A 16,870-nucleotide genomic window follows, 5' to 3' on the forward strand; every position below is an offset into this window, starting at 1 on the left:
AATCTCATCACTGAAAGGACTGGATACAGAAATCCATGCTGCGAATGCTCCCGCCGCCAGGCACCCAATGGAGTTGACAAAAACGGTTCCTGTGATAAATGGAATGCGTTTGTTAACGGGTATCGCAGCGATTGAAGTCATGTATCGAAGAGTGGCTCCAATAGCGCCGCCCAGAGCAATCAAAAAAAAGTCTAACAAAGTGCTGAAGATTCTATTTGTACGTTTGGGATCAAACTACCGTTTTCTATTTTAAGATTGAATTAAAACCCGGTTACACCCAGAGATGATTTTGTATAGAGTATTCGTAGTGATTTTTTCTTTTTTATTTATAGTGACTTTCGAAGCGGATGCTCGTCAGGCTGATGAAGCTTTTAAAATTGCCAGGGTTCAATATCAGGGAGGAGGAGATTGGTACAGTTCCCCTTCCGCACTTAACAACCTGATTGAGTTCGCCAACCAAAATCTGCCGATTCGAATTTCTGAAAGGTACGATGATGTGCAAATTGGCAGCCGCGATATTTTTAACTACCCGTTTCTGTTTGCAACCGGACACGGAAATATTACCCTCAACAATTCTGAAATGGAGAATCTTCGCCGCTACCTGGAGAACGGAGGTTTTCTGATGGTGGATGACGACTATGGAATGGATCAATATGTTCGACCTCTTCTGGACAGGATTTTTCCGGATGAAGAATTGATTGAATTGCCAGCCAATCACCAGATCTATAGTGTTGTCTATCCATTTCCTGAAGGAAGGCCTCCAAAAGTACATGAGCACGACGGAAAGCAACCTCAGGCATTTGCGCTGTTCCGAAACGGAAGAATGGTTCTACTCTACACGTATGAATCCAACCCAAGTGACGGCTGGGCGTATGATGAGCACGATAATCCGGAGGAGATCAACCGGGCGGCACTGCAATTTGGTGCGAATGTGTTGACATATGTGTTTACCAATCCGTGAGGAGTATTGAGATATGAGATATGAGATGTGAGTAGCAAGTATTGGGTATCAAGTATTGATTCAATAAATACCCAACTGATCGCGCAGAGTGGTTTGGTGAGTAACTCGGAATAGGGCTCAAAAAAGGAAAGCTTGTCCTGTTCCTTATAGCTCCGGGCGTGAACCCGGGGTAACTAGGCAGATAAAATAATTCGTCGAATAGAGTGTTTCGATTGAAGCTCAAAATGTTCAGAGACGATGATAATCAGAATTCATTTTTGAACAACTCTTTTCTTTGAAAAACCCATTAATGGGTTCAATATACGAGAACGGGATTTATCCCGGCGAAGAAATCGGCAACTAAAGAGATGGTATTTCTTTGATTCTTCAAACCAAGTATTTGAAGGTTGGCGGGTTTGGTGCTATAAATCAATCTTAAGCCGGGCAGAAATACTATGTCTGTAAAGGTCTAAAAACACCCGTCTGACCGCGCGAAGCGGTCTGACGGGGAACTCGGTATATTGCTAAAAATCGCAGAGCTTGTCCTGCCTCTCCCAGCTCCGAAGGAGCGACAGAACATAGCCCCGGGCGGGAGCCCGGGGTACCAAGAAGTAAATCATCATTCGCCGAACAAAGGGCTTCGATCGAAGCTCATAGTCATCAGAGGCGATGCTACTATAAATTCATTTCAAACAACTGAATTTGAACTGAACGTTTTAGACAGGATTATTATATCGTAGTAACCGACTAATTGCGTTTGGATGATAATGCTTCTTTTCTCAAATCTTTGTGTAGAACCGCCTCTATTTTGTTGAAAAATATTAACCAAACACTCTATTCGGCGGCAATATGATATGAATTCAATTTCCCCAAGTTCCGCCTTGCTACACCTGAGGCTATTTATATTGGACCCTTACAGGGTCTGAATATTGAAAAACAACTAAATCTAAAGGCCTTCCTCTGTGTTGTGTAATTCTTTCGATATAAGGAGAGATCAAAGGATGGTTGTTTAATGTTTTAGAGAGGATAATTTTATCGGTTTGGCGGAAGGATAGCTCTGAAAGAGCGACAGAATATAGCCCCGGGCGGAAGCCCGGGGTACCGAGAAGTAAATCATCATTCGCCGAACAGGGTGCTACGATTGGAGGGTAAAATCATCAGAGGCGATACTGCGATAAATTCATTTCGAACAACAGATTTTGAACCTATTAAGAAGAGATAATTTATGAATCTCCCTTCAATGGCGAGAAATTTATTGTGATTTGAGGAGAGGTTGAGGGAGTTAATAAAATGCCCGCCTGGCCGCGTTGAGCGGTCTGACGGGCGCTAAATTAACTTGGTTTATCTACTCAGGTTTCAGGGTCATCCGATTTACAGTTTCCGCTTCCACGGCTTCAGGGCTGAATAGCAGTGGAAAGAACTCCTCCTCTCCCCATAGGGGTAAAAGATTATCGTAAAAAGGACTTCCCGGCTGCATCGATTGACCCGGGGTACTTGTAGCTCTGGAGTTATCGAGATCTGAAAAATCAATAATCTCCCGGAATGTTGCTCCTGTGGATGCAATCAGTCCGTATCCGCCGGATCGTTCCACTGTAGGCAGATCATAGGCGCTAACCAGCCAGTGTGGAAATTCACTGCGGTGTATTTGTCCCCATCGCCAGTCATCCATTTCGTCTCCCAATGATGACTTTAAAACATCGATAGAAGCAATCAGAGCCTCTTCTGCCAGAGCCCGGCGCTCTTCCAGTGGGTTGTTGTCATTCTGCGCCTCGCTATCTACGTTTTGCCTCCAGCGACTGTGAATTGCGGCGGCTCTGCTATTTTTGTGGTAGACGGCATCCCATTCAGTTAGCTCCTTACGGGCTCTTTCAACATCAGGATCATCGGATGTCCATCCCTCAAATAAGGTTCTTTGGTTTTCAAACCATGAGTAGTAAGCGTCGTGTATCATCTGTTCGTAATCTTCGACCGTTAAATTGCTTGCACCGTCGAACATCTGCTGTAACCGGTCCCATCTTGAAGAGGAATTGCTCCGGAACATGATTGGAGGATAGTACCCTTCCGGTTGAACATCATTGTTTGCCGTTCCCAGCCAGCCTCGCTCCGGGTTGATCTCCTGGGGAAGTTCAGTATGGCTACGGAAGCCTTCCCATTCGTAATCCCCTGTTCCTGGTACAGGAATACGACCGTACCAACCTTCACTGCGTTTGGGAGTCAAAGCCGCTGCAAGCCAGCTGATGTTCCCTTCGGCATCACCGCAGATCATATTTTCTGAGGGAGCTTTATACCAGGCCAATTGCTCCATAAATTCATAGCAGTTATCCGTTTCGGCGAGTCGCAAAGCCCCCATATAGCCGCCTGTTCCCGGTTCGTTGGCGGTAGATTGTACCGAGTAGGCCACATGGTTGGTTGAGTCGACATAAAAAACGGGTCCGTGCCGGCTGAATTTGTGCTCAATAATTTTGGGTTCTTCACCCTGTACCACAATTGTGTCGACAACTGTTTCTAAAGGATACCACTCGCCCTTCCAGCGTGCTTCATCGAGATTATCCGGATTAAGCTGTTCGACAAATACATCTGCCTGATCGGTGCCGACAATGGTTAGCCCCCACGCCACGCGGCCATTATGGCCGATTGCCACACCCGGAATGGCGGGTTCGGTAGAACCGATTACGCTGTAGTCGGGGGCATTAAGGTGTATCAGGTAACGAAGTGATGGATTTGTAACTCCACGGTGCGGATCATTGGCGAGCAGTACATGACCGCTTTCAGTCAGCTCTCCGGATGCAACCCAGTTATTGCTTCCGGGTGAATTTTCACGGGCGCCCATGTTCAGGGATGCCATAGCCTCTTCCCACTGTTGATATTCCGGAAGCACGGGCGGCTTGGGAAACCCACCCCTGAAGTGACTCAATGATTGAACAACCTCGTCCGAAATGATGGAAACATCCAGCCCTTCGGGTATCTCAAGATCGATCCAGTTATCATACTGAGGTGCTTCCCTTCGGTTTGCTTCATCCAAACCGGACTCAGCAATGCGCTGTGCTCGCCGAAGCTCTGACCGGGCTGCTCCCAGTGGCAGGGCTGTGGCAACTCTTCCTGTGGAGGCTTCCGGTGTCCATCTCAGTGGTTCTAATCCTGTCATTTTATATTCAACAGGAAGATTATCGCCGATCTGGTCGATGTATGCATTTACACCGTCGGCAAACGCTTCAAAAATCATCTTGCCATCCGGGTGGTAGCTTGTCCACTCCTCTTCCCAGGGACCGCGGAACTGTATCAAACGGGCCAGTTTGTCATGTTCTAAGGCTTCAGGGCCCAAAATTTCAGCAAGCCGACCCTCATTAACCCGCCGCCACATATCCATTTGCCACAGTCGATCCTGGGCCTGAACATAGCCTTGCGCAAAAAACAGATCTCTCTGGTTTTCGGCATAGATATGAGGAACACCCCATTTATCGCGCAATACCTGAACCTCAGAATCCAGTCCCGATATATTAAACGTCCCTTCAATCTCAGCAAGGGAGTGTTGAGCAAGTTCTTCAAAATTCTGAGGCTCGCTACTCTTCGTTGTGCAGGCAGCTGCCAGTAACAGAATTCCTATAAGTATAAGATTTTTGGTAATTAATCTGTACATGATCATGATAGAGATCCATTCGTTTGATTGTCCTAAATGTAGTGACAGTATAGTTTTATTCAATTGATAATAAAATTGGATCACCCGATAAATTCACAAAACGAAGTAAAAGTTTAGCATGTCGAAGTGTTGAAAAGTGGTATTAATTCAATCCGGAATGACAGTATGATCTCTTTTGGTAGAGAATGTATACGGGGTGATAAAAATCCAATATGGCCGATTGCAATAGCTTGATCAGGTAAGGATTTTAAGATTATTGCACCTGATTGGTATGGCACACCAGTTCAGCAGGGGGGCTTCGTACGGGAAGAAAAGATATTGTTTTGCAGTTTAGGAATTTGCGAGAAATATACCCGCCTGACCGCGAGGAGCGGTCTGACGGAGAACTCGTTACATGGATAAAAAGTAAAGAGTAAATCCTGCCACTCCCAGCTCCGAAGGAGCGACAGATCGCAGCCCCGGGCGGGAGCCCGGCGGATTGATATGGGAGAAAAATTGATAGCCGAATAGAGGGATGAGTTTGAAGTTCATAATTTTCAGATGCGATGTTGCGATAAATTTATTTCAAGCAAAAGAATCTGAACTGAATGTTTTAGACAGGATAATTTTATCGGTTTGGCAGAAGGATAGCTCCAAAGGAGCGACAGAACATAGCCTCGGGCGGGAGCCCGGGGTACTGAGACGGAAAACATCATGCGCCGAAAAGAGTGCTTCTGTTGAAGCTCATAGTCATCAGAGGCGATACTGCGATAAATTCATTTCGAACAACAGATTTAGAACTTATCAAGAAGAGATAATTTGTGAATCTCCCTTTAATGTAGAGGAAAAATTTTGTGATATGGGAAAGATCGGAGGAGGTGGTAAAATACCCGTCTGACCACGGGGAGTGGTCTGACGGGAATCTGTTTTAAATATCAGAAAAATAGGCAGGAACAGGAACGTCCAGCATCGTTTTGAGTCCGGGTGTGGACGCTGTGGCTGATCGAACCGCATTCACGGTAATGGCGCAGGTAGCTACATCACCATTCAGTCCGCCATCAATTTCAGTCGTGATATTCGGTAATCCTTTGATCGTAATACGGTCGTAAGATTTTTCTTCACCGACAGCCGCACGAAATACCAGTTTGATCTTCTCTTCACCATTGACAAATCCTGAGCCAACCTGTTCCACGCCGGCCGGATTTCCTTTCTCAATTGGCTTGTACCCATTGGTGATTTTATCTTTGGCAATAACAGGCTCCAGTGTTTCTCGATTTTCATCAAGAACCCAACCCATCGCATGGGCAATCAGGTCAACTGATTCAGGCAGGCCTACATGGCGAAGGCTTCCATCATCCTTTTTAGCCTGGAATTCTTCGTGAGTAAGAGCCGCTCCAATTTTTTGCTGGAATGGAATCCGGCGAACGGATGCATCCTGAACACGTTCAACGGTAATAGAATCTACTCGCTGACAAACAGAAGTGAAAGCTGAAGGGAGATAGTCCATCAAAAATCCGGGATTTACACCGGTTCCAAGACACGTTACTCCATTTTCCTTGCAGACGGAGTCAATTTTATCAGCTGTTTCGGGGTGCTGTTTCCACGGGAAGGTGAGCTCTTCGCAGGTAGAAACAGTGTGAAGTCCGGCATTTGCAGCTTCTTCAACTTGTCCAACTAATTTCTCAATAGATGAAACAGTGGTAAGTACGGCAACTTCGGGTTCGTGTTTTGCTTTAGAAATGGCCTCATCCAGTGATTTATATACGAGAACACCTGTGGAGTCTGTATTAATGATATCACTAATGTCTTTTCCAATTAATTCAGGGTTGAGGTCAACAACTCCTACTACATTAACGCCGCCTCTCTCTGAAAGATACTGAAGAACTTGTTGGCCGAGAGCTCCGATTCCAATTTGAATTACATTGATCATAATTTGTTATGGTAGTTTTGTGAAATTACAATTCGATAATTGTACAAGATAGGGAAGTATTTTAGCTAAAAGTATCTATAACCTATTGCCTGTAATAGCTTTTGAGAACTAAACAGAGATAATAAAAAAATTAGTTTGAAAATATTGGTGAGGTAAATTTGTTATGCCAAAATAACACTTTTCGATAGTCATTTTTTCGTTACTAAAAGCAGGTTGAGAACGAATGGTGTACGTTTGAAGATAATTTGGGTATTCTTTCATCTTAGCGGTCTCATTTTTCCTATAACTGTTCAATGACTATATTCGGCTAAATTAAATTTAAATATCATTCTACTAAATGGGTTCATTAGCATAAGACCTTTCCACCTCCAAGTCATCGTTAGCTGAATTCTCAGATCTATGTATTCGTGTTTTGCAGCATATTCCAAATGTTATTTCTGAAAAAGTACACGTGAGGGATGGGTATGTGATAAATGTGTCTGATATTGCAGGGCAAAAGAAGTTTGTAAGGCCGATCAATACAAATTTATTTTGGGATAATCCTGATGATTTTAGCCAGGCATTTACTCAATTAATATCGCTTTTGGAGGGAGTTAAAAATGGAAATAGAGACTTTAACGAAGCTGATCATTTGTTAGTGAATCGAACCCTCTACACAATCCAACAATCTATTGGCGCAGGATTAGATCTTGTATTGAACCCTAATAGTGCTCGTAAACATGTTGGAAATCGGTTTGAGGAATTATTGCGAACAACAATAAATTATCTTGATGTTGCAAATAAGAAAATCACATTTATGATTCCTTACGAAAGTGAAGAAGGAGAAAAACTTTATAGATGTGAGACTGATCTTATAATTTCTCCCTACCCAAAAGTGAGATCTACTACAAATAAACTTGCAGAAAATGAGGTTGTACTTTCGTTTAAAACCACTTCCAAAGATAGAATGGGGAAAATATTCCTTGACAAAATGTTAATGGAACGCTTTTCGGGCCATCAGGTAAAAGTCGCAGGTATATTTTTAAATGATGTTCAGCGTAAAGGAGCCGATAATATAAGCTACACTTTGGTTTCAGGACTATTTATGGTTTACACGAAATTCTTAACAAGATTAGATGGAGTATATTTTCTAGACCCACCGCCAAATACATATCTGAATCCATACAAGAATCACATTTTCCCATTTTCAGAATTTGTAATTAATGATGTTTGGGAGTTATTAAACTAACCTCTCAATTTTAGCCGTCTCTGTTTACTTTCTCTTTCATCTGCACCGGAATTAATTCTGGATATGTGCTCAAAATCCGTTACTCGCTCTTTAATCATCTCACAATAATCATCAGAAATTTCGGTTCCCATCCAGTGGCGATTATAAGCCTCCGCTACTGCATAAGTTGTGCCCGACCCTCCAAAAGGATCTACTACTAAGTCGCCCTCATTAGTTGATGCCAAAATAAATTTTTTAACGAGTTCTACCGGTTTTTGGGTGGGATGATCCATTCTTTCCCAAGAACCATTTGAAAGCGTAGGAATTTCAATAACATCTTTCGGTTTTGCTCCTTTTGGATGTGGCTCCCAAGTATATTTTTTATTGTTTCCGTTATTGTATTGTGAGGACTTGGCTTGTGTCCGTTTTGGATATTTTAGAGTATGTTCATTATATGGAATACGAACTTCATCTATATTAAATACGAAGTTCCTACTTTTTCTGAAATGTATTATGCTCTCATGCGATCTACCCCAATCCTTGCCAAGATTGGCTTTATTCCTATAAAACCAGACAAGCCACTTCGCTCCAGAAAAAATATCACTTGCAGCCCATTTGATATCTGCTATAATTTCTGAAAATCCGCAAACATATAAATTCCCTGTTTTCTTCAACACTCGATTAGATTCTCTAATCCATTCCAAACTCCATTCGACATATTCTTTTTGACTCGAAAATGTATCCCATTCAGCTTTTTTAATATTATATGGAGGGTCAGCAAATATTAAATCAACTGATTCGGATTCTAATGATCTTAGAAAGTCAAAGGCATCAACATTAAATAGATTGCCTAATTCTGTTTCAAAGTATGGCGTTAGAGATTTTGCTGTTCCATTTTTAGATACTTCAGAATAACTTACACTTGGTTCCGAAACTGAAAATTCTTCAATCTGTTCTTTGCTATATACTCGATAGTTGTTGATTGGATGTCGCTCCGATGGGAACTTACCGGAGTTATCCCAACGCCTCAAGGTTTCTTTACTAACATTTAATTTATTCGCAGCTTCCCCAATTGTATAGTAATCTTGCATGATTTTAATTGTTTAATCAAAGGTTACTCAGGATTATACAACATTGGTCATAATTAGTCAACCCCCAACAAGCGATTCAAGGGATGTTGCCGCCCATAGTTGGCAATAATAATTTTAATAGTGTTGTGGTATATCTTGCTTTTTATCGCTTTAATAGCTGTTGATGGCAAGACCGATTAAACGCCAAACCGATAGCCATAATCTTATGTGCTATGGAAAAAATAATGGCACCACTCTTTTGTTGGCGTGATAATGATAGGCCTTACATTAATTTTAATATCCGAAGACAAAGTTAATGAAGGTCACTGTCAGGCCAGAATATTTTCGTTGCCGGAATCTGCTACAAAGAGGCAGGCCGAGCGGGTGTACTCCACGTACGATCGAAACCTGTCAAGGTCAGGGTCTTCCGGCAGTCCAAAGAAATCGACATCAGCCTGAGGAGCTGAGGTCAGTGCTTCGTCAAAAGAGCCAATTTCTACGTGAGGGATTACATTGGGCAGACGAGCGAGGTCAAGTAGATTTTCGATGTAGCGGTAGGCATTTTCCACCTCTGATTCCTCCACAACGGTTATTATTCGCATACTGGCACTCCAGTTTTTTGCCAGATTATAAGCAGAGAGCATGGCGAGATCAATATTGCCCATATCCATACTCAGATCCCAATCGGGACTCTGTTCCCGGATCCATACGTTGACGGATGCACTGCGGCCAAGCTGAGCAACGGGATCCTCAATGTAAAGCTGAATCCCCATTTTGTTCAAACGTGCCTCGGTAATAATGCTATGAATTTCGCCGTCGTACTGATTTCCCGGCGGTACTCTTAAAAAAAGAATATTTGGAGAGAAAAATGTACCCTGAAGGGTTTGCAGAGAGTCCATAACGGCATCTCTGAAATTTTTAGAATCCAATACCGACCATCGGGTATATACATTCTCTTTTTGAAACGAATTGGCCATCGTTGTAAGCGAATCGCGAAGTACATCCGGTGATTGCTCTGAAGATATACCAATCAGTTTGATGGAGCCTTTTGGATAAACCAGGTTGCGAATAAGGCTGAAGCTGCCCCGAAGTTCGCGTGAATTTCTGACAGGAACCAGAAGATTGCCTTTCCAGGCGCGTTCGTTGTTGGATGGAAGCAGGGACACTTTTTTGGCCGCCCATTCCGCCAGCGATACAAACAGGCCGCTTCGCATATCTCCGTGGGGAACATTCAGCTGCCGGTTGGTGAGATAGAAGTAGGTTGCCAATACAATTCCAAGCGCCACAAGCCCAAACATCGCGTTGATAATGAACATGGTAAAGAGGCAGCCCAGCGTACCGATGGCGGGCACAAAGCGGGGAACCTGAAAAGTGGGGCGAAAGCTGATCATATCCATTCTCTGCTCAATAAATACCACAAGGTTGATCATCATATAGGTGATCAAAAAGAACATGGTGATGAGCGGAGCAATGGTATTGAGATCACGAAGCATAAGGGTAAACAGTACAATGCCGCCTGTGAGCAGAATGGCATTCCGGGGTTCACCGTTTTTCGACAGTTTTGAAAAGGTTTCACCGCCGGGGAAAATACTGTGATCGCCCAGAGCCTGTAAAATTCTGGGAGCTCCTACAATAGATGCCAGGGCTGATGAGAAGGTGGCGCCCAGAAGTCCGCCCAGAACAGCCGGCGCCCAGAGTGCTTTGTCGATCATAATGTTGTAGTTCGATACGAGCTCATCAGGCGATGCCACGCGCGACATCCAGTAAGCAGATCCCATATAAATGAAGTAGCTGATCACGATCGCCGAAATGGTTCCCAGTGGTATGCTTTTCTTGGGGTTTTTGAGCTCGCCCGACATGTTAGCCCCGGCCATAATTCCTGTTGCGGCGGGAAAGAGAACGGCAAAAACCACCCAGAAACTCACGCCCTCGAAGCCGTTTTCAGGAGCACCGGGAAACTCTCCCCACCACTGTACATTGTGCTCAAGAGCACCTGTAAAAACAGACCCCGCAACGGAGAGCAGTGCACCTACTATTACCGCAAGGATAATATACTGAATGCGAAAGGCCAGGCCGGCACTTACAAACGCAACAATGAATAGTACCCCAAATACAGAAAGGTCAACGAGAATGCCGTAGTGTTCGGGGAAAATGTAAATCCAGCCTTCTCTAAAGCCGAAAATATACATTGTAATGGCAAAGGTCTGAGCCAGGTAGAGGGGAACACCCACACTACCGCCAACTTCGAGCCCCAGCGATTGCGAAATAATGGAATAGGCACCCCCGGCCTTTATGCGGATATTTGTGGTGATGCACGACATGGAAAGAGCCGTAAAAGTTACGATAAGAAACGCAATGGAAATAATGAGCCAACCGCCAAGGAGCCCCGCATTTCCAACCACCCAGCCCTGCCGCAGGAACAGAATAACGCCCAGAATAGTGAGTAACGTGGGCACAAACACACCGCCAAACGTGCCATATTTTTGTCGGGATGTTGCCTCTTGCTCGTCTACCTGCTGCTGTAGCGTATCCGGGGGTTGCTGGTTCATCGTGGATGCCCTTTTTTTAAGTGCTTAAGTTGAATTTAAATGCAATAACATCAGAAATAAGACTACATTCAATCTAACAAAACCCCGCTTTAGTGAAAAAATCAGTTCAGCTCCATCATTTTTTCGTAATCATCTCTGTTTCCAAATACAATAAGCTTGTCTTTCTCTTTAAGTTTGGTGTCTCCGCTTGGCACGCCTTTTGAAATGTATTTTTGAGATGTACTTTCGCTTTCTTCGTCTTCGTGTATTCTTTTAATGGTTAATACGTTGATGCCGTATCGTCTTCTAAGTTCTAACTCTTCAAGCGTGTATCCCACCATTTTTTCTGGAACGTCCAGTTCAAAAATCGAGAGTCCTTTGCCGAGTTCAAGCAGGTCTTCCATTCCCCTTCTGTGAAGCGTAACCCCCATTCGCTCTGCCACCTGTCTTTCAGGATGAATGATTTTAGCGACGCCGATATTTTTTAAAATTTGCTCTTGGGTTTCGGAATTTGCTCTGCCGTAAACTTTTACACTCGCATTGATCAGCTCCATGGCGATGAGCACGACCGGTTCAAAGTGTTCGCCAATTGAAATTACGGCCACATCCACATCGGTTATTCCGTGAGATTTTAGCTGAACCGGGTCGGTGGCATCGAAGCAGATGGTATGTTTTGTGAGATCTTTCACCTCGTCGAGGTGATTCATATTGTTATCCACCGCAATGACGTTTGCGCCCTCTTTAGCCAGTGTTTTAACCAGGGCCAGTCCGAATGCGCCAAGGCCTATAACAGCAATTTGAGGATCTTTATTTTTATTCATCACATTAAGATTAAGGATTTAGATTATGCAACCATCACAGATTCTTCAGGATATTTATAATTGCGTTTGCTGATTTTTTGTGCAAATGCCACGGCTACGGTCAGCATGCCCACCCGGCCGGCAAACATAGAAAAAACGATCACTATTTTGCCCGGGTCTGTTAAACCTCCGGTTATTCCCCTTGAGAGGCCAACCGTCATGAAAGCAGATATTTGCTCAAAAAGAAGATCCATAAATTGAAAATCTTCAAAAATTGTAAGAAGAATTAAACCAATACCCAATACAATATTGGCGAGTAGTACAGACGTAATGGCGCGAAAAACCACATTGCTCGGCACGGTTCTGCCGGCTACTTCAATTCGGTCGGACCCTGTTATGTTTGCAAACATCGATTTAAATAAAATGTACACCGTAGTGATTTTTAAGCCGCCCGCTGTTGATGAAGGGGCTGCCCCGATGATCATCAAAAGAATAACGATCAGAGTGGTTCCCGCCGTCAGGGCTCCGGTATCGATCGTGTTAAAACCGGCCGTACGCGAGGTAACGCTTTGGAAAAGTGAGGCGAGGAATTTATCACCCGCTGAATAGTCAGCAAGCACCCCGTTCCACTCCAACAAAAGAACCAGGAGCGTTCCTGCTACGATCAGGATCCCCGTCATTCTAAACACAATAATGCTGTGTATAGTGAAATTTCGATGTTTGGTTTTCCCTGATATTTTCTGAATCGATTCCCATATAGTGGTAAAGCCAAGACCGCCTAAAATAATGAGCACCATCGTGGTAACATTAATGGGTATGGATGTGGCATTAATCGGATCAGCAAGGCTGTTGGTGTATACAGAGAACCCGGCGTTACAGAATGCCGAAATAGAGTGAAATAGCGAAAACCAGATTCGTTCTCCCGTGTCGGAGATAACGCTGCTCCAACTCAGGTAAAAACCGAAAAATCCAATCAGCTCAATCGTAAATGTGAGAATTATGATGTGTTTTAAAGTCTTTGATACGGATTGCACATCTTCTCCTGAAATGATTTCACTGAGTGTTTCTCGCTGGGTTGACCCAAACTTTCCGGAGAGGTACATCGCCAGGAATGTAGCAAATGTGATAACGCCAATGCCTCCGAGCTGAATAAGTACCAGAATGACACCCTGACCGAAAAACGAGAGGTGTGTTGCGGTATCGACCACGATAAGGCCGGTTACACAGACGGCACTGGTTGCCATAAACAACGCATTTACAAAGTCAAGGCCGCTCTGATCTGCTGTGGATGCAGGCAGCATTAAAAGCATGGTGCCGACAACAATTACAAACAGAAAGCTGAGCAGAACCAGCCGTGCGGGATTTTTACTATCTGATATGGTTTGAGGGATTCGCTGAATCAATTTGATAAGAACCAGGAGGACCAAATAAACCTGAATGATGACGAGCAGCGAAGAATCGGCGTTTGAGATACCGAGATAACTTAGAAAAGAGATCAGGACACCGGTCTCCAAAAGCAGAAGTTCCAGTCCAAAAATGAGCGCAAGTGATGCTGCCACCCCTTCAGGCCAGCGCGAAGTTAAAAAGTCGAGTTTATCATTTGAGAAGAGCAGACGAAGGTAAAAATAGATGCCAAAACCCAACAGCAAAAATTCATCAACCCGCAGAGCGAGAGGGTAGTATTGTGATCCTTCCGGAAGCAGCAGTGGAACCAGAAGCGAGAGAAAAACGGTAATGGTAAGCAGGATGGAAATGCCGTGCAGCCAGGGATTTGCTTTGCGGTTAAACTCATATAAGTCGTCCTGCAAATATTGGTAGCGAAGATAAAATTTTCGCCGGTATTTATTAAACGAGCGTCGCCACTCAACTGCTTTTTTCCTCCAGTGATAGGGGATATTATACCGCATTGCCGAGGCTGATATAAGTTGGTTGTAGTAGAATGAAGTTAATGGCCTTTATAGGTTGATTACTCGTCATCCTTAAAGTGGTCAAGATTTTGCTCTTGCAAATATAGATCTATTTGCTCAATGAGTTTTGAAAAATTCTGATAGCGATTCATTCCCTCAGGAATAAAATCAACTTTCAGGTTTGAGGGAGAGGGGATGCTTGCCGGTCGCCCAGACCTTATTACTGAGTAGCTCTTCTCCGCTATTTTCAACACGTATCGTTTCAAAAATATTCCCTCCTCTGTAGGTGTCGATATGTCTTTTCAACACTCATCCTGTGTTGGATTATCTAGATAATCGTTCTACAATTCCTTCTGTAACGGTACGTGGTTTGTACTCGCGTCCCCGGGTTATTACAACGGTGCCATCGGTGCTTTCTCCAATCTCTTCAGGAATGGATCCAAACAGTGCTTTCCTGACGGATGTGCTCCGTGTAGCTCCTATACAAACCGTGTCGTAGTCTTTTATTGATTCCATAAGAGCCGCACGGACATCATCAGCGACTACAACTTTTGAGTTGAAATCATCAGGGTTAAGCCCAAGCGTACGTAAGGTGGTTTGGATCAGGTTTTCACCTTTTTCTTTTGGATCGTACCCGGAAGAGTCTGGTGATTTAACAGTGAGTAATGTAATACTCGAGCCCTCTATAGATTTAGATATTTCAATACCGCGCTGTACTGACAAAATGGAATTGGGGCCTGTACCTACCAGAACAATAATATCCTTGATCGGTTTGATTCCGGGTTTCACCAAGGTGATTTCACAAATTGCATTTCGAACAATATTATCAATGTTCGAGCCAAGTATTTGCTCATACCCTTTTCTTTTTCCTTTCCAGCCTAAGATGAGATGTTGAGCTCGTTCTTCTTTTAATACGTTCAGCACAACCGACCCCACACTCCGGCCTACAATAGAGCGCGTTCTTAAACCAATCCCTGCTTTTTCAGCGATCGATCGTGCATTTTTCAGAAGCTCCTGCTGAAGCTGCACTCTTTCATCTTCAAACTTAATTCCTCGCTCAAGAGATACCTGCTGTGGAACTTCAAGTATGCTTACAGCTACAATTTCGGCTTCCCCTCTGTTGGCGCCAATAGCACCACCCAGCTCTATGAGGTGTCGCTGTGTATTAGGGTTCGCAACGGGAATCACAATCCTGTAGCGTCCATCGGGTGTTCTCATCTGTTCACGTGCTACAATCGCGTCGCCCACCAGGCTTGGCTTGACGGCTCGCTTAGCAGCATATAAAACATACCAGAGTACGCCAATGACAATTACACTACCACCTATGATCAGAACGGTCGGTCGCATTTGTGCAACAATAACGAGGCAAGAAATTACACCCAGAATCGGGATAACGGGGTATGCTATAGCCGATAGTTTAAAGTCAGGGTTATAATCTTCCGGGTCAGCACGCCGCATCACAATTACAGCGATATGAACCAGAGAATAGGTGATCAGGAAGGAGAAACTGGCTACATCTGCCAGTGTTTCGATACCTACCCCAAAGGCAATAAGCCCTAAAATAACAACTCCGGTAATTAAAATCGCCCGGAAAGGTGTACGATAACTTTTGTGTATTTTATTCAGCCAGCTGGTAAGGATTTTGTCGCGTCCCATTGCAAAGTTCACTCGGGCAGCCGACAAAATGGAAGCATTGGCACTTGAAACGGTAGCGAGGACTGCCCCGATTACCATCATTAGAGCACCGATTGCGCCTAAATATTTCCCAGCCACATCTGAAACGGGAATGTAGGAGGCTGCGAGCTCATCCACCGGTAAAACACCCGTGGAAATCAGCATCACAAGCACGTAAAAAATCATGGGTGTTAAAACAGAAGCAATCATCGATAGGGGAAGATTTCTACCGGGGTTTTTGATCTCTTCTGCGCTTGTGGCGATCACCTCGAACCCAATGAAGGTAACATAAACCGTGGCACTTGTGGCCGCCACGGCTCCCCATCCTTCCGGATTGAATGGCCGAAATACCGCCCAGTCAATATTAAATATTCCGAAAGCAACAAATACCAGAATGAACCCGATCAGCAGTATCACAATGATATTCTGAAAATTTCCAACCTCCTTCACGCCTCTGTAGTTAATCATTACCAGCAGGGCCGCCATAGCTAGAGCGCTTAACGCAACCGGAATCTCACCGTAGAAATAGGTAAGGTATTGACCGAATCCAAGCATATAGAAGGCGGTGGCAAACATCAGGCCTGCCCACATGCTCCAGCCCACGATGGACCCGAAAAAACTACCCATCGCCCGGTTTACATAGTAATAGCTGCCACCGGCTTTAGGCATACCCGTGGCCAGTTCGGAAAGAGAGAGTGCAGTGAGGAGAGATACCACCCCGGCTATCACAAAAGAGAGCATGCCCGCTGGTCCTGCATTGCTGGCAACAATACCGGGGAGTACAAATATTCCGGCTCCTATCATTGTTCCAACGCCTATAGTGTATGCCTCAAGAAAACCTAGATCACGTGCCAGTTCCTGTTCGGGTTCACCGGAAGAGTCAGTCATATAATACTTGCCTATAGAATCATTTTAATTATCACTCTCTTAGTATAAAAAAGTTTAGCGAGAGTTGAGATAAGCGGGATAAATCAAAATTACCGTATCAAATAGAGAGTAAAAAAGCAGTTTGAAGTACATCTTTTTCAGAGCCGGGTAGACAAAATATTCGGTAACTAAGACAAATGTATGTTGTGTGAACTATACTGTTGGAACGATAAACCCGGCTGGATAGCTTATTCTAAAAAATTCTCACATAAAATCCTGCTAAAATGATGACATTCAAAAAGAAATGGTGGCGACACTCGATCATTGGGGT

The 16,870-nt window shown here is 44.1% G+C and carries 12 protein-coding genes; 2 read left to right on the forward strand and 10 right to left on the reverse strand.

Translation table 11 applies throughout. From position 1 onward, the window contains the following. Positions 1 to 198 (reverse strand): fluoride efflux transporter FluC (locus tag ACESM0_RS04700; RefSeq protein ID WP_372904141.1); only part of this gene is annotated, 198 nt, incomplete at its 3' end. 133 nt (positions 199 to 331) lie between these two features. Here ACESM0_RS04700 and ACESM0_RS04705 point away from each other — a divergent pair. Continuing rightward, on the forward strand, positions 332 to 961 hold the full coding sequence (locus ACESM0_RS04705; RefSeq protein ID WP_372904143.1) for a DUF4159 domain-containing protein: 630 nt from the start codon (positions 332 to 334) through the stop codon (positions 959 to 961). Between the two features lie 1,324 nt (positions 962 to 2,285). Here ACESM0_RS04705 and ACESM0_RS04710 read toward each other — a convergent pair. The 3 genes from ACESM0_RS04710 to ACESM0_RS04720 form a co-directional block, all read right to left on the reverse strand. Beyond that, entirely contained in the window at positions 2,286 to 4,577 is a 2,292-nt protein-coding gene (locus ACESM0_RS04710) for a penicillin acylase family protein (RefSeq protein WP_372904145.1), read from the reverse strand. 390 nt (positions 4,578 to 4,967) lie between these two features. Continuing rightward, positions 4,968 to 5,108 carry a hypothetical protein gene (locus ACESM0_RS04715; RefSeq protein ID WP_372904147.1) on the reverse strand — a complete coding sequence of 47 codons (141 nt, stop codon included), beginning with the start codon at positions 5,106 to 5,108 and terminating at the stop codon, positions 4,968 to 4,970. Between the two features lie 376 nt (positions 5,109 to 5,484). Next, positions 5,485 to 6,486 carry a dihydrodipicolinate reductase gene (locus ACESM0_RS04720; protein ID WP_372904148.1) on the reverse strand — a complete coding sequence of 334 codons (1,002 nt, stop codon included), beginning with the start codon at positions 6,484 to 6,486 and terminating at the stop codon, positions 5,485 to 5,487. 412 nt (positions 6,487 to 6,898) lie between these two features. Between ACESM0_RS04720 and ACESM0_RS04725 the strand changes: the two genes are divergently transcribed. Continuing rightward, the gene (locus ACESM0_RS04725; RefSeq protein WP_372904150.1) at positions 6,899 to 7,714 is read left to right on the forward strand and encodes a hypothetical protein; all 816 of its coding nucleotides are present in this window, start codon (positions 6,899 to 6,901) and stop codon (positions 7,712 to 7,714) included. Here ACESM0_RS04725 and ACESM0_RS04730 read toward each other — a convergent pair. The 6 genes from ACESM0_RS04730 to ACESM0_RS04755 form a co-directional block, all read right to left on the reverse strand. Further along, the gene (locus ACESM0_RS04730) at positions 7,711 to 8,784 is read right to left on the reverse strand and encodes a DNA methyltransferase (RefSeq protein ID WP_372904152.1); all 1,074 of its coding nucleotides are present in this window, start codon (positions 8,782 to 8,784) and stop codon (positions 7,711 to 7,713) included. The genes ACESM0_RS04725 and ACESM0_RS04730 overlap by 4 nt on opposite strands. A 308-nt stretch (positions 8,785 to 9,092) precedes the next feature. Next, the gene (locus ACESM0_RS04735; protein ID WP_372904154.1) at positions 9,093 to 11,312 is read right to left on the reverse strand and encodes an amino acid permease; all 2,220 of its coding nucleotides are present in this window, start codon (positions 11,310 to 11,312) and stop codon (positions 9,093 to 9,095) included. Between the two features lie 101 nt (positions 11,313 to 11,413). After that, positions 11,414 to 12,112 carry a potassium channel family protein gene (locus ACESM0_RS04740; RefSeq protein ID WP_372904156.1) on the reverse strand — a complete coding sequence of 233 codons (699 nt, stop codon included), beginning with the start codon at positions 12,110 to 12,112 and terminating at the stop codon, positions 11,414 to 11,416. 23 nt (positions 12,113 to 12,135) lie between these two features. Continuing rightward, the gene (locus tag ACESM0_RS04745; RefSeq protein WP_372904158.1) at positions 12,136 to 13,998 is read right to left on the reverse strand and encodes a TrkH family potassium uptake protein; all 1,863 of its coding nucleotides are present in this window, start codon (positions 13,996 to 13,998) and stop codon (positions 12,136 to 12,138) included. Between the two features lie 168 nt (positions 13,999 to 14,166). Beyond that, entirely contained in the window at positions 14,167 to 14,304 is a 138-nt protein-coding gene (locus ACESM0_RS04750; protein ID WP_372904159.1) for a hypothetical protein, read from the reverse strand. A gap of 18 nt (positions 14,305 to 14,322) precedes the next feature. Then, a complete protein-coding gene (locus tag ACESM0_RS04755; RefSeq protein WP_372904161.1) occupies positions 14,323 to 16,560 on the reverse strand; it encodes an amino acid permease in 2,238 nt (745 codons plus the stop codon). Positions 16,561 to 16,870: the final 310 nt, after the last annotated feature.

This window comes from Rhodohalobacter sp. (genome assembly GCF_041686455.1).
Classification (GTDB): Bacteria; Bacteroidota; Rhodothermia; order Balneolales; family Balneolaceae; genus Rhodohalobacter.

What these genes read in the sequence shown, in the direction of transcription:
- ACESM0_RS04710 (WP_372904145.1), bottom strand. Translation starts at nt 4,577, where the DNA reads ATGTACAGATTAATTACCAAAAATCTTATACTTATAGGAATTCTGTTA.
- ACESM0_RS04715 (WP_372904147.1), bottom strand. Translation starts at nt 5,108, where the DNA reads ATGAACTTCAAACTCATCCCTCTATTCGGCTATCAATTTTTCTCCCAT.
- ACESM0_RS04720 (WP_372904148.1), bottom strand. Translation starts at nt 6,486, where the DNA reads ATGATCAATGTAATTCAAATTGGAATCGGAGCTCTCGGCCAACAAGTT.
- ACESM0_RS04730 (WP_372904152.1), bottom strand. Translation starts at nt 8,784, where the DNA reads ATGCAAGATTACTATACAATTGGGGAAGCTGCGAATAAATTAAATGTT.
- ACESM0_RS04735 (WP_372904154.1), bottom strand. Translation starts at nt 11,312, where the DNA reads ATGAACCAGCAACCCCCGGATACGCTACAGCAGCAGGTAGACGAGCAA.
- ACESM0_RS04740 (WP_372904156.1), bottom strand. Translation starts at nt 12,112, where the DNA reads ATGAATAAAAATAAAGATCCTCAAATTGCTGTTATAGGCCTTGGCGCA.
- ACESM0_RS04745 (WP_372904158.1), bottom strand. Translation starts at nt 13,998, where the DNA reads ATGCGGTATAATATCCCCTATCACTGGAGGAAAAAAGCAGTTGAGTGG.
- ACESM0_RS04755 (WP_372904161.1), bottom strand. Translation starts at nt 16,560, where the DNA reads ATGACTGACTCTTCCGGTGAACCCGAACAGGAACTGGCACGTGATCTA.